This is a genomic window from Stenotrophomonas sp. WED208, from assembly GCF_040984485.1.
Taxonomy (GTDB): Bacteria; Pseudomonadota; Gammaproteobacteria; order Xanthomonadales; family Xanthomonadaceae; genus Stenotrophomonas; species Stenotrophomonas riyadhensis.
Genome location: NZ_JAZARB010000001.1, coordinates 1,125,472 through 1,139,234 on the forward strand (window position 1 = coordinate 1,125,472; position 13,763 = coordinate 1,139,234).

Genomic DNA, 13,763 nt, shown 5'->3' on the forward strand with positions numbered 1-13,763 from the left:
CACGTTGCCTGATCTGCGGGCGGCGGCAACGTACAATCGGGGCATGACCCGCGAACGGCTTACCTTTGTCATCGCCGCCTACAACGAGGCCCTGGCACTGCCGTTGCTGCATCCGCGGTTGTGTGCGGTGCTGGACGGCATGCCCGATATCGAGGGCCACATCCTCTATGTGGACGACGGCAGCCACGACGGCACCTGGGACGTGATCGCAGGATTGGCTCAGGCCGACACGCGCGTGTCGGCGTTGAAGCTGTCGCGCAACTTCGGCAAGGAAGCCGCGCTGACCGCGGGCCTGGACCTGGTGCGCGACGGAGCGGCGATGATCCTCGATGCTGACGGGCAGGATCCACCGGAACTCGTGCCGCAGTTCGTCGAGCGATGGCGCGAAGGCTACGACAACGTCTATGGCACGCGCTTGGTGCGTGATGGCGAGAACTGGATCAAGCGGGCCACGGCCGCGATGTTCTACCGGGTGATCGGTCGCCTGTCGCGCACGCCGATCCCTGCCGATACCGGCGATTTCCGCCTGCTTTCGGCACGCGCACTGAGCGCGCTGCGCGAGATGCGCGAGCGCCACCGCTTCATGAAGGGCCTCTTCAGCTGGGTCGGTTTCAAGCGGATTGCGGTGCCCTATCACCGCCATGCACGCGTGGCCGGCACCAGCAAGTTCAGCCTGTGGCGGCTGTGGAACTTCGCGCTGGAGGGCATTACGGGGTTCTCGACCGTTCCCCTGCGGGCGGCGACCTACATGGGCCTGGCAACGGCGGCGGTGGCTTTCGTATTCGGCGTGTGGGTGATCGCCAAGGCGGCCCTGTACGGTGACCGGGTGGCGGGTTGGCCGACGATGATGGCGGTGATCCTGTTCCTGGGCGGGGTGCAGCTGATCGCGCTGGGCCTGATCGGCGAGTACCTGGGGCGGCTGTACGAAGAGTCCAAGCAGAGGCCGTTGTACCTGGTTGACGCGTGGCTAGCATCCGCCGTGGCAGACTCGGCCCTGCAACCCACCCTCGGAGGGAAGGCAGATGACCACGGTACGGCAACTGTTGGACGGCAAGTCTCCTGAAGTTCACGCGGTCGCGCCGGACGCGGCGGTGATCGATGCGATCCGGTTGATGGCGGAAAAGGGCATTGGCGCGGTGCTGGTGATGGACGGGCCGCGGTTGGTCGGGATCCTGTCCGAGCGCGATTACGCGCGCAAGATCGTGCTGCGTGATCGTTCGTCGCGGGATACGGCAGTGGCGGAGATCATGACGGCGCAGGTGGTGACGGTCTCGCCGGGCGAGCAGGTGGAGCATTGCCTGCAGCTGGTGACCGACTACCGCATCCGCCACCTGCCGGTGGTTGAGGGCGCGCAGGTGCTGGGGGTGATTTCCATCGGTGACCTGGTGAAGTCGGTGATCGATGCGCAGCGGCGCGAGCTGGATCAGCTGCAGCAGTACATCGTGGCGGGGTGAGTTGTTCGCTGGCGGGCCTGCGGCCCGCCGGCCCGCTTTTCGAAGCTCAAAGCCAAAGCCAGAGCTGAGCGCAGCGCCTTCCTGATGCATGGGGAGGCGGAGGTTGCGGCTGGGCAGGACACGCCGTAAACCCCGCTCCGCGGTCCGGCCCAGCCGCTAGCGGCTGGGCGTTCGGGCGCTTGCGAAGCAGTGCTTCGCAAGCAAAGCGCCCTCACCCATGGGGGCTCGATGGCGCCATCCATGGCGCCAACGGTCCTGCACGGCCATGCCCTCCGCCTCTGGACACGTTCCTGCGAGCGCGGTGGGTTGCAGCGTCGGTTGACTGCCTTTGGTAGCTGCCAACCTTGGTTGGCAACAGCTTTTGACTTTGCTTTCTTCTTTTGACTTTGAATTTCCGCTCTCGTTCCGCGCGCTGGAAACTGTCCGGAGCCGGAGCAAGGCGGCAGGCAGGACCGTGAGGCGCATGGATGCGCCGACCGAGCCTACAAGGACGTATTTACGGCGTGTCCTGCCTGTCGCCTTGCTCCGGCTCTACGCGCGGAAAAACGGGGCGCCGCGAACACCCGCTCCTACTTCGCATATTGCCCACCGCAGTCGGCGTCCTTCCCCGGCCCCAGTTCAATGGTTGCCAACAGCGCCGCCGGCGGGGCGATGCTGCCAAGTGCCAGGGCCACCGCGCCGCGGATGCCCAGCGCCTTGAAGTCCGGGCGGAATGACGGGGTCTTGAACGTGCCACTGATGTGCAATGGCGAGCGCAGTACCAGGACGCTCTTGTCCTTCGGCCGTGGCTTCAGCAGCAGGTCCAGGGTCTCGTCGCGCAGGCTGACCGTGCCCTCGCCGATGATGATCGTGTCGGTGGTATCCACCGCCAGTGCCTGGCTGGTCATCAGGCCATCGCGCACGCCGAAGTCGGCGAAGGCGCAGCGCAGGGGGATCTGCTTGTCGCCGGTCACCAGGAATTTCAGTGATTCGGTGATATCCAGCCCTGCCAGTTCCATCACCAGGTTGCCGACGTGACCACGACCTATCGCCAGGCCGACCTTGCCGCTGCTGCTGCCGAGCATTGCGGCGATCGAGTTGCCGCGACCGCTCAGGTCCACTTCGCCGCCGATGCCGCCCTTGGCCTGTTCGGCCAGCTTGGCGCCGGGGAACAACTGGCCCAGCTGCACGCCGCGCACACTGGCCTTCAGCGCGGTACTGATCTGCGGCTGGCGCGCATCCATGCGGATCGTGCTGCGGATATCGCCGCCAGCGACGCCGAAGTTCAGCGGGTCCAGCCGCAGTACGCCGTCATCCAGTAACAGGTGCGCGTCCATGTCATCCAGCGGCAGCGATGGCGCGTTGATGCGGTGGGCCTTCCAGTGCACGTCGGCATCCATCGCACGCAGCTTGCCGAGGTTGTAGGGCGTATCGGGCAGCACCCGCGTGCGCGCGGCGATGCGCGCGGCCTCGATCTTCTGTTCCGCGTTCGCGGTTTCGCCACCGCCGGTCTTCGGTGGGGCGCCGACGAAACCGGCCAGATCATCGAAGTCCAAGCGCTTGGATTCCAGCGTAGCGGTCAACCGCGGGCGTGCGCCACCCACTTCGAACTGCAGATTGCCGCCGAGGTCGCTGTCACCGACCTTGCCGGTGAAAGCGTCGTAGCGCCAGACGTTGTGGTCGCGCTTGAGGCGGCCATTCAACGCGTAGGGCGGGGAGGGCGGAATGGCAATGCCAAGCAGCGGGTAGAGGTCGGCCAGGTCCTGCCCGCTGAGCGCGAACTGCAGGTCGAACACGCGCAGCTGGAAGGGGTTGGTCAACGTACCGCTGGCTATGGCGTGGGTGGCGCCGGCCCGGCCGTCGAGGTGGATGCGGAACGGGTGGTCGCTGTCGGTCAGCTGCAGTGGAGATTCGGTGCCGCCGCGAAGGGTGAACGGATTGCCCTGCCAGTGCCCCTTACCCTGCACCAGCAGGGGTGGTGCGGCGTCGGCCTGCTTGGGTTGGCCGCTGCGCACGTCCACGCGGATGTCGGTACGGCCCAGCGCATCGAGGAACTGCAGGCGGCCGTCGTCGATGCGCAGGCGCTTGAGCTGGAGAGTTGTACCGCCAGAGCTGTCACCGAGGAAATCCCAGTTGCCGGGTTCACCCTTGCGCGGCGCGGTTTCCAGCAGCACGTCCGGCCGGGTCAGGCGTACTTCAGGCAGCTGTACGCTGCCGCGCAGCAGGGGCCAGACCCGCACATCGATCTCGACGCGGTCGGCGCTGGCCATATCGGGTTGTTTCGCCCAGCTGGCATTGGCGAAGGTGATCGCATCGGCGCGGATCGTACTGGTGCGGCCGAGGTCGACATCAAGGTTCCCGATGTGCAGCACACGGCCGGTACGCGCCTGCACGGCACGCTCGACCGGTCCCTTGAACCAGTTCCAGTCCCACAGGGCGATCAGCACCAGGGTCGCCGCCAGCAGGAAGACCAGGGCGGTCAGCCAGCGTCGGCCACGTGGGCCGGGTCGACGGAGGCGCCAGCGCGAGGTGCGCGGCGCGGCGGGGGAGGCGGCGGCATTCACGCGGCCATGGTTGCTCCCTCATCGTGGACGGGGCGCGAAGCGTCCATGTGCGCGGTGTGCACGCACCGCGCACGGACTGGGATCTACAGCACCTGCATGGTGACCGCGACGAAGTGGCAGACGCTGCCGCCGATCACGAACAGGTGCCAGATCGCGTGCGAATAAGGGATCGATTCGCGGTGATAGAAGTAGGTGCCCAGCGTGTACGACAGGCCACCGGCCAGCAGCCAGCCCAGCGTCCAGCCGTCGATCGAGGCCAGCATCGGCTTGATCGCCACGATTACCAGCCAGCCCATGGCCACGTAGATGGCTGTCGAAAGGCGCTTGAAGCGGCCGGTGTAGAACAGCTTGAACACCACGCCGGCCAGGGCCAGGGTCCAGATTGCGGCGAACAGGCCCCAGCCCCACGGGCCGCGCAGGCCGATCAGGGTGAATGGGGTGTAGGTGCCGGCGATCAGCACGTAGATCGCGCAGTGGTCGAACACCTTGAGGCGTCCCTTGGCGACCGGGTGCTGGATGGCGTGGTAGAGGGTGGAGGCGGTGTACAGCAGCAGCAGCGCGATGCCGAACACGATGGCGCCGGCCAGCTGCCAGCCATCGCTGTAGATGGCGGCCAGGGTGATCAGCACCGCACCGGCGCCGAGGGCAAACACGGCACCGAGACCGTGGGTTAGGGCGCTGGCGATTTCTTCGCGGATCGAAGCAACGGAAGTCGTGGACATGGCGTAGGCATCGTTCGCGGGGAGGGGGACCCGCACCCCCCTATCATCGCCGCGATGGGCGGTGTGTGCACGCCCGTCACCGTATGGTCGGTGAATTCCTGTGTTGCGGGGATGAACCGCCTGCGACGGCCGGGGTCAGAGCCCTTTCCTGCCGGAAAGGGATCCGACCCCGTGGCGTCAGCCTACCGAAACGGTGTGCGCCGCTTCGCGGGTGGCCGAGAAGCGCACGTCCGGCGAGCGTTCCTGGGCCAGCTGCAGGTTGACCCGGGTCGGTGCCAGGTAGACCAGGTGGCCGGCCGCATCCAGCGCCAGGTTCAGCGCATTCTTCTCGCGGAACTCTTCCAGCTTCTTCTCGTTGCTGCAGTGGACCCAACGCGCAGTGGTCACGCTGACCGGCTCGAAGGTGGCTTCCACGCCGTACTCGTCCTTCAGGCGATAGGCGGCCACGTCGAACTGCAGCACGCCGACCGCACCCAGGATCAGGTCGTTGCTGGTCAGCGGGCGGAAGAACTGGGTCGCACCTTCCTCGGACAGCTGGGCCAGGCCCTTCTGCAGCTGCTTGAGCTTGAGCGGATCACGCAGGCGTGCGCGGCGGAACAGTTCCGGGGCGAAGTTGGGGATGCCGGTGAAGGTGACCGCTTCGCCTTCGGTGAAGGTATCGCCGATGGAAATGGTGCCGTGGTTGTGGATGCCGATCACATCGCCCGGCCACGCCTCGGCGGCGATCTCGCGGTCGCTGGCCATGAAGGTCAGCGCGTTGGCCAGCTTCATTTCCTTGCCGGTGCGCACGTGGAAGGTCTTCATGCCGGCGCTGAAGCGGCCCGAGCAGACGCGCATGAACGCCACGCGGTCACGGTGCTGCGGGTCCATGTTGGCCTGGATCTTGAACACGAAGCCGGTCAGCTTGTTCTCTTCCGGGGCGATCTCGCGGCCGGTGGTGGAGCGTGCCTGCGGCGACGGCGCATGCTCGACGAAAAAGTCCAGCAACGGCTGCACGCCGAAGTTGTTCACGCCCGAGCCGAAGAACACCGGGGTCTGCTTGCCAGCGCGGTAGGCCTGCAGGTCGAACGGGTGGCTGGCGCCCTGCACCAGTTCCAGTTCGTCGCGCAGGTCGGCCAGCATCTGCGCACCGATCTTCTCGGCCAGGCCGGGCGCATCGATGGACGGGAAGATGGTCGAGTCCTGGCGGGTGAAGTTGCGGCCCGGTTCGTACAGGTGCACTTCGCCGGTCAGCAGGTGGACCACGCCCTTCAGGCGCTGGCCCATGCCGATCGGCCAGGTCACCGGCGCGCACTGGATGCCCAGCACGGTTTCCACTTCATCCAGCAGCTCGATCGGGTCCTTGCCCTCGCGGTCGAGCTTGTTGATGAAGGTCATGATCGGGGTGTCGCGCAGGCGGCAGACTTCCATCAGCTTGATGGTGCGCTCTTCCACGCCCTTGGCCACGTCGATCACCATCAGCGCGGAGTCCACCGCGGTCAGCACGCGGTAGGTGTCCTCGCCGAAGTCGGCGTGGCCGGGGGTGTCGAGCAGGTTGACGATCTTGCCTTCGTACGGGAACTGCATCACCGAAGAGGTGACGGAGATGCCGCGTTCCTTTTCCAGCGCCATCCAGTCGGAAGTGGCGTGGCGGGCGGCCTTGCGGCCCTTGACCGAACCGGCCATCTGGATCGCGCCTCCGAACAGCAGCAGCTTTTCGGTCAGCGTGGTCTTGCCGGCGTCAGGGTGGGAGATGATGGCGAAGGTGCGGCGACGCGACGCTTCGTTGGCGACTTCGGACATGGCAGTGGCGCCCGCCCGGGGCGCTTTTCAAAGAGATAAGCGCTCGATTATACCGGCCAGGGCCGGTCAGCGCCCGGTACCGCCGTCGGCCTCGCCCTGGCGGGCGAACTGCAACTGGCCCTGCTCGGCAAAGATGCGCACCGGTACCGAGCGCAGGCCCATGCCGCGGTTGACCTGCACCACGAAGTGCAGGTGCGGCGCGCTGCTGTAGCCGCTGTTGCCGGACAGGCCGATCGGCTGCCCGGCGCCCACTGCCTGGCCACGGCGCACGCGCATGCCGCCGGCCTGCAGGTGGCCGTACAGGGCCATGCTGCCGTCGCTGTGCAGCACGCGGATGAAATTGGCGCGGGCACCATCGCGTTCGCGGTCCTGGCCGTTGCCACGGAAGCCATCCTGGATCTGCATCACCGTGCCCTCGCGCGCGGCCAGCACCAGGGTGCCCTCCGGCAGCGCGAAGTCGACCGCATCGCGGTTTTCCTCGTCATCGTGGCTGAATCGGCCCTGTGGCGCCTGGTCCACGCGTGGGCGGGTCGTATCGAACGGCAGGCGGTAGGCGACATCCTCGGCCTGTGCGGCCGGATTGCCGGGCACCGACTGCAGGCGCAGGTCCAGGGGGCGGCCGTTGGACGGGGCGGGCAGGTGGCCGACCACCAGGCTGCTGTCGCCCTGGATCAGCGACTGCACCGGCAGGCCTTCGACCGGGCGTCCGGGCGCGGCGCGCAGTTCGACCTGCAGCGGACCGGCCAGTGCGTTGTCGACCCGGGCCTGCCAGTGCTCGCCGAGCGGCTGCAGGCGCAGCTGGGCCATCGGCGCAGCGCTCTGCGCGGTCTCGCCACGGGGCGGCGGAGCGGCCGGGGCGGCCTTGGGCACCAGTCCCCAGCCCTGGCGCCAGTCACCGGCGCTGGCCGTCGTGCTCGCCAGCAGGGACAACAGCAGGCAGGTCAGGGGCAGGCGCAGCATCAGTGGTTCCAGTGGGTAGGGACCGCCGGGACTGTAGCCGATCCTGAACAGGACGGCCGCGACCGCCTTCGCATAGTCGCGTTGAAAATATTCATCGCTTTATCCGCATGAAGGGATTGACAGTACCGGAAAGGGCTGGCATCGTGGCTCCACCATCGAGACCGGCAGAGGGACAGGCCCTTTGAAGCCGGGGCAGCCCGCAGGCGCGCAAGCGTCTGCGTAGGTGCCAAATCCTGCGGGGACCGTGGCGTCCACCGAAAGATGGTTCGAACCATGCACCCCACGTGCATCTCGAACGCGGGCCCCGCGAAGGCTCGATGGCCGATTCCCCAACCGGATCCCGCCATGAGCTTCGCCGCCAGTACCGCGCTTCGCCCCGAACCCTTTGTCCCCGTCAGCGTGCCGGTCGAAGACCGCGTGCATGCCGAGCGCGGTGAGTTCGCCGCGGTGCTGTCGATGCGTCACGCCGGCCCCAGCCCGGTGCGCCTGCGCTATGAGTGGGTCGGCCCGGCCAATGCGCCGGTGGTGGTGCTGGCCGGCGGCATTTCCGCCCATCGCCATGTGGCGTCCAATGCACAGTTCAGCGAGAAGGGCTGGGCCGAAGACTTGGTCGGCAGCGGGCGCGCGCTGGATCCGCAGCAGCTGCGTGTACTGGCCTTCGACTTCATCGGCGCCGACGGTGCACTGGATGTGCCGATCGATACCGCCGACCAGGCCGATGCACTGGCGCTGCTGCTGGACCATCTCGGCATCCGCACGCTGAAGGCGTTCGTGGGCTACTCCTACGGGGCGCTGGTCGGCCAGCAGTTCGCGATCCGCCACCGTGCACGTGTGCGCCAGCTGGTGCTGGCCAGCGGCGCGCATCGTCCGCACCCGTATGCCGCCGCCTGGCGTGCACTGCAGCGCCGCGCGGTCGCGCTTGGCCAGCTGCAGTGCGGTGAAGACCACGGCCTGGCCCTGGCCCGGCAGTTCGCCATGCTCAGCTACCGCACCCCGGAAGAGTTCGGCGAGCGCTTCGACGCCGCACCGGAAGTGATCAATGGCCGCGTACGCGTGGCCGCCGAAGATTATCTCGATGCGGCCGGTGCGCAGTACGTCGCGCGCACGCCGGTGACCGCTTACCTGCGCCTGTCTGAATCGATCGACCTGCACCGCGTCGACCCCACCGCGATCCTGCCGCCGACCGTGGTGGTGGCCGTGGAGGGCGACCGCCTGGTGCCGCTGGCCGACCTGGTCGGCCTGGTCGAAGGGCTGGGCCCGCGCGGCAGCCTGCGCGTGCTGCGCTCGCCCTATGGCCACGATGCCTTCCTCAAAGAAACCGATCGCATCGACGCGATCCTCGCCACCGCCTTCCGCACCTCTGGAGAGTCCGCATGAGCCTGCACGCCAACGAGCCGTCCTGTAGTCGCACCACTGCCGCCGTCCGTGCCGGCATCGATCGGGACACCGCACACGGCGCGGTCACGCCGCCGATCGTGCTGTCGTCGAACTTCAGCTTTGAAGGTTTCGGCAACAAGCGCCAATACGACTACACGCGCAGTGGCAACCCGACCCGCGACCTGCTGGGTGAAGCGCTGGCCGAACTGGAAGGTGGCGCCGGCGGTGTCATCACTGCAACCGGCATGGGCGCGATCAACCTGGTGTTGAACGCGCTGCTGCAGCCGGGCGATACCCTGGTGGTTCCGCACGATGCGTACGGCGGCAGCTGGCGCCTGTTCAACGCGTTGGCGAAGAAGGGCCACTTCGAGCTGGTCACCGCCGACCTGACCGATCCGCGCGCGCTGGCGCAGGCGCTGGCCACGCAGCCGAAGCTGGTGCTGGTGGAAACCCCGTCCAACCCGCTGCTGCGCATCACCGACCTGCGCTTCGTCATCGAGGCCGCGCACAAGGCCGGTGCGCTCGTGGTGGTCGACAACACCTTCCTGTCGCCGGCGCTGCAGCAGCCGCTGTCGTTCGGTGCGGACCTGGTGCTGCATTCCACCACCAAGTACATCAATGGCCACAGTGATGTGGTGGGTGGTGCGGTGGTCGCGCGCGATCCGGCACTGCACGAGCAGCTGGTGTGGTGGGGCAACGCACTGGGCCTGACCGGTTCGCCGTTCGATGCGTTCCTGACCCTGCGCGGCCTGCGCACGCTGGATGCGCGCCTGCGCGTGCACCAGGAAAACACCGCGTCGATCGTCGCCCTGCTGGACCAGCATCCGGCGGTCGGCGCGGTGTACTACCCGGGCCTGGCCGATCACCCGGGCCACGCCATCGCCGCGCGCCAGCAGAATGGCTTCGGCGCGATGCTGTCATTCGAACTGGCGCACTGCGCCGGCGATGATCCGCATGCGGCGGTGCGTGCGTTCGTCGATGGCCTGCGCTGTTTCACCCTGGCCGAATCGCTGGGTGGCGTCGAAAGCCTGATCGCGCACCCGGCCACCATGACCCATGCAGCGATGACCGCCGAAGCGCGCGCGGCCGCCGGCATCAGCGAGGGCCTGCTGCGCCTGTCGGTCGGCATCGAGGCCGAGCGTGACCTGCTGGCTGATCTCGGCGCAGCGCTGCAGCGCGCCGAAGCCGTGATCGATGCGGCTGCGCGCCGCAAACAGGTGGTGGATGCATGAGCGCGCTCGCCGCTGACATTCCTGCGCTGGGCGCGGGGCGCCTGGCGCTGCTCGGCACTGGCACGGTTGGCTCAGCCTTCGTGCAGCGCTACCAGGCGTTGCAGGCACGTGGCCTGGAACTGCCCAGCGTGCAGTGGCTGGCCAATTCACGCACCGCGCTGGAGATCGATCGCGACCTGGCGCTGCCCTTGGAACTGGCACGTCGTGCACCCCGCGATGGCCAGAGTTCGCCGCCGTGGGCGAGCGCCGAAGGGCTGGAACGGGGTGACGTGGTGGTCGACGCCACCGCCAGCGAAGACGTCGCCGCACGCCACGTGCAGTGGCTTGCGCGCGGCGTGCACGTGGTGACCGCCAACAAGCTGGGCCGTGGTGCGCAGCTGGCCCGCGCGCAGGCCATTGCTGAAAGCTGTGCCGACAGTGGCGCACGCTATGGCGACAGCGCGACGGTGGGCGCGGGCCTGCCGCTGTTGAGCAGCCTGCGTGCGCTGGTGGCCGGTGGCGATCACATCCATGCCATCGAAGGCGTGCTGTCCGGTTCGCTGGCATGGCTGTTCCATCGCTATGACGGCCAGTCGCCGTTTTCGGTGGCGGTGCGGGAAGCACTGGCGGCGGGCTACACCGAGCCGGATCCACGCCTGGACCTGTCCGGCGAAGATGTACGCCGCAAGCTGCTGATCCTGGCGCGCAGCAGCGGCCTGGCATTGGATGCGTCGCAGGTACAGGTGGATTCGCTGGTGCCTGACGCGCTGGCGGCATTGCCGCTGGAAGATGCGGTGGCCGCACTGGAGCAACTGGATGCGCCGTTGCAGGCGCGTTGGCAGCAGGCGCGTGACAACGGTCGTGTGCTGCGTTTCGTCGGCCGCGTTGATGGCGAAGGGGCGCAGGTGGGCCTGCGCGAGCTGCCGGCCGATCATCCGCTGGCACAGGGCGCGGGCACCGACAACCGCGTGGCCATCCACAGTGATCGCTACCGCCGCCAACCGTTGTTGATCCAGGGACCGGGCGCGGGCGCGGAAGTCACCGCAGCCGCGCTGCTGGATGATGTACTGCGGATCGTAGGTTGACCGCATCGCTTGTGTAGAGCCGAGCCCATGCTCGGCTGCTCCTGGCGGAATCGCCTCCTGCTGGATGAGCCGAGCATGGGCTCGGCTCTACACAAGCAGCCGTCGGTCAGCGGGACTTCAAGGCCTTCAACAATGCGCTGTTGAACTGCTTGGGGTTCTGCACCTGTGGTGAATGGCCCAGTTCGGGGAACTCGACCAGCGTCGCGCCGGGAATCGCCTCGGCCGCTGCTCTGCCCAGCGCCGGATAATTGCCCAGCGTCGCCTTCACCTCCGGCGGCGCCAGGTCACGGCCGATCGCGGTGCGGTCCTTCTGGCCGATGAACAGCGTGGTCGGTACCTGCAGGTTCTTCAGTTCGTAGACCACCGGCTGGTTGAACACCATGTCCGAGGCCAGTGCCTGGCTCCACGCAACGGCCTGCTTGCCCGGGCCTTCATACATGCCTGATTGCATGCGTGCCCATGGTTCGTACGCCGGCTTCCACGTGCCGTCGTAGTACACGTCCAGCTGGTAGCGGCGGATGCTGTCATAGCTGGTTTTCAGTTCGCCGGCATACCATGCATCGACGCTGCGCCATGGCACGCCCAGCGCCTTCCAGTCCTCCAGCCCGATCGGATTGACCAGTGACAGGCTGTGCAGGTCCTGCGGGTACATCAACGCGTAGCGCACCGCCAGCATGCCGCCCATCGAGTGGCCGACCAGGTGCACCGGCATGTCCTCCAGCTGCAGCTGCTGCAGCAGGGCGTGGGTATTGGCCGCCAGCTGCGCGAACGTGTACTGGTAACGCTCGGGCTTGCTGGATTTGCAGAAGCCCACCTGGTCCGGGGCGATCACCCGGTAGCCGGCGTTCAGCAGCGGCGCGATGGTCTGCTGCCAGGTGGCTGCGCAGAAATTCTTGCCGTGCAGCAGCACCACCACGCCGATGGCGCGGCGTTTGGGCAGGACATCCAGATAGGCCATTTCCAGTGGCTGCCGCTGCGACTCCAGCGCGAAGATCTTCACCGAATAGCCGTAGTCGAAACCTTCCAGCCGCGGACCATAGGTCGGCGCGGCAAGCGCGGACAGCGGCAGGCAGGCAAGCAGGGCAGCAGCGATCACGCGCATGGGGCCAATCCGGGGCAGGGGAGCCCCGAGCCTAACCGGAACATGGTGACGGTGTCGTCCGATGTAGAGCCGAGCCCACGCTCGGCTGCTCCTACCCGATCAGCCGAGCATGGGCTCGGCTCTACAACTCAGCACTCGATGACGTTCACCGCCAGGCCACCGCGGCTGGTTTCCTTGTACTTGTCCTGCATGTCGCGGCCGGTATCGCGCATGGTCTTGATGACCTTGTCCAGCGACACCTTGTGCTTGCCGTCGCCACGCATCGCCATGCGGGAGGCATTGATCGCCTTCACCGCGCCCATCGCGTTGCGCTCGATGCAGGGGATCTGCACCAGGCCGCCGATCGGGTCGCAGGTCAGGCCAAGGTTGTGTTCCATGCCGATTTCCGCGGCGTTCTCGATCTGGCTCGGGTTGCCACCCAGTGCCGCAACCAGGCCCCCGGCCGCCATCGAGCAGGCCACGCCCACTTCGCCCTGGCAGCCCACTTCGGCACCGGAAATCGAAGCATTTTCCTTGTACAGGATGCCGATCGCCGCCGAGGTCAGCAGGAAATCGAACACACGCTGCTCGTTCGCGCCCGGGCAGAAACGGTCGAAGTAATGCAGTACCGCCGGCAGTACGCCGGCTGCACCGTTGGTCGGCGCGGTCACCACGCGGCCACCGGCAGCGTTTTCCTCGTTCACTGCCAGTGCGTACAGGTTGACCCAGTCCAGCGTGGTCAGCGGGTCGCGCATCGCCGCTTCCGGCTTCGACGACAGCTCGCGGTACAGCGCCGGTGCACGACGGCCGACCTTCAGGCCACCCGGCAGCACGCCTTCCTCGCGGATGCCCCGCGCGACGCACGACTGCATCGCGCTCCAGATCTCGCGCAGGTTGGCGCGGATCTCGTCTTCGCTGCGCCAGCACTTCTCGTTCTCGAACATCAGCTGGGCGATGCTCAGGCCGCTGCGTGCGGTCTGCGCCAGCAGCTCGTCGCCGCTCTTGAACGGGTAGGGCAGCGGGGTCTCGTCGGGCACGATGCGGTCATCGGCCGCGTCGTCCTGGTTGACCACGAAGCCGCCTCCGACCGAGTAGTAATCGCGGGTGGCGATCACTTCATCGTCGGCGTTGTACGCGGTGAAACGCATGCCGTTGGTGTGGTACGGCAGCTTCTGGCGCTTGTTCATGCCGAGGTCGCGCTTCTCGTCGAAGGCGATCTCGTGCTGGCCCATCAGCTGGATGCGCTTGCTGCTGCGGATGCGCTCCAGGGTGGCCGGGATGATGTCCGGGTCGATCAGGTTCGGCCGCTGGCCCTCCAGGCCCAGCAGGATCGCCTTGTCGGTGCCATGGCCGCGGCCGGTCAGCGCCAGCGAGCCATAGACATCGGCGCGGATGCGCGCGACCTCGTGCAGGCGGCCCGGATCGAGCAGCCAGCGATGGATGAATCGCTCGGCGGCCTTCATCGGCCCGACGGTGTGCGAGGAACTCGGACCAATGCCGATCTTGAAAACGTCGAACGTGCTGACAGCCATGGATGCCAAACTGCGG

General features: G+C 67.3%; 11 protein-coding genes and 1 riboswitch. Of the genes, 5 read left to right on the forward strand and 6 right to left on the reverse strand.

The window, feature by feature from the left end; all coding sequences use genetic code 11:
- Positions 1 to 43 precede the first annotated feature (43 nt).
- The gene (locus VPH47_RS04940; RefSeq protein WP_368850250.1) at positions 44 to 1,063 is read left to right on the forward strand and encodes a glycosyltransferase family 2 protein; all 1,020 of its coding nucleotides are present in this window, start codon (positions 44 to 46) and stop codon (positions 1,061 to 1,063) included.
- Entirely contained in the window at positions 1,023 to 1,454 is a 432-nt protein-coding gene (locus VPH47_RS04945; RefSeq protein ID WP_012511858.1) for a CBS domain-containing protein, read from the forward strand. Before VPH47_RS04940 ends, VPH47_RS04945 begins: the two co-directional genes overlap by 41 nt.
- A gap of 569 nt (positions 1,455 to 2,023) precedes the next feature.
- Here VPH47_RS04945 and VPH47_RS04950 read toward each other — a convergent pair.
- The 4 genes from VPH47_RS04950 to VPH47_RS04965 form a co-directional block, all read right to left on the reverse strand.
- Positions 2,024 to 3,997: an AsmA family protein gene (locus tag VPH47_RS04950; RefSeq protein ID WP_368850251.1), complete on the reverse strand. Its 1,974-nt coding sequence runs from the start codon at positions 3,995 to 3,997 to the stop codon at positions 2,024 to 2,026.
- Positions 3,998 to 4,080: 83 nt separating this feature from the next.
- Positions 4,081 to 4,719 (reverse strand): hemolysin III family protein, encoded by a 639-nt coding sequence (locus tag VPH47_RS04955; protein ID WP_110713209.1) that lies wholly within the window; start codon positions 4,717 to 4,719, stop codon positions 4,081 to 4,083.
- Between the two features lie 177 nt (positions 4,720 to 4,896).
- Complete coding sequence (locus tag VPH47_RS04960) at positions 4,897 to 6,501, reverse strand: peptide chain release factor 3 (protein ID WP_049401409.1); 1,605 nt, start codon at positions 6,499 to 6,501, stop codon at positions 4,897 to 4,899.
- A gap of 66 nt (positions 6,502 to 6,567) precedes the next feature.
- Positions 6,568 to 7,461 (reverse strand): M23 family metallopeptidase, encoded by an 894-nt coding sequence (locus VPH47_RS04965; protein WP_368850252.1) that lies wholly within the window; start codon positions 7,459 to 7,461, stop codon positions 6,568 to 6,570.
- A gap of 149 nt (positions 7,462 to 7,610) precedes the next feature.
- A riboswitch (SAM riboswitch) is annotated at positions 7,611 to 7,729 on the forward strand.
- Between the two features lie 77 nt (positions 7,730 to 7,806).
- Here VPH47_RS04965 and VPH47_RS04970 point away from each other — a divergent pair.
- The 3 genes from VPH47_RS04970 to VPH47_RS04980 are packed head-to-tail and all read left to right on the forward strand — an operon-like array spanning position 7,807 to position 11,134.
- Entirely contained in the window at positions 7,807 to 8,838 is a 1,032-nt protein-coding gene (locus VPH47_RS04970; protein ID WP_049401407.1) for a homoserine O-succinyltransferase, read from the forward strand.
- Entirely contained in the window at positions 8,835 to 10,070 is a 1,236-nt protein-coding gene (locus tag VPH47_RS04975; protein WP_110713205.1) for an O-succinylhomoserine (thiol)-lyase, read from the forward strand. The genes VPH47_RS04970 and VPH47_RS04975 overlap by 4 nt, the downstream gene beginning before the upstream one ends.
- Entirely contained in the window at positions 10,067 to 11,134 is a 1,068-nt protein-coding gene (locus VPH47_RS04980; RefSeq protein ID WP_110713203.1) for a homoserine dehydrogenase, read from the forward strand. The genes VPH47_RS04975 and VPH47_RS04980 overlap by 4 nt, the downstream gene beginning before the upstream one ends.
- A 106-nt stretch (positions 11,135 to 11,240) precedes the next feature.
- On the opposite strand, the gene VPH47_RS04985 is transcribed toward VPH47_RS04980, so the two are convergent.
- Entirely contained in the window at positions 11,241 to 12,236 is a 996-nt protein-coding gene (locus tag VPH47_RS04985; protein WP_368850253.1) for an alpha/beta fold hydrolase, read from the reverse strand.
- Between the two features lie 128 nt (positions 12,237 to 12,364).
- A complete protein-coding gene (locus VPH47_RS04990; protein ID WP_049456519.1) occupies positions 12,365 to 13,747 on the reverse strand; it encodes an L-serine ammonia-lyase in 1,383 nt (460 codons plus the stop codon).
- Positions 13,748 to 13,763: the final 16 nt, after the last annotated feature.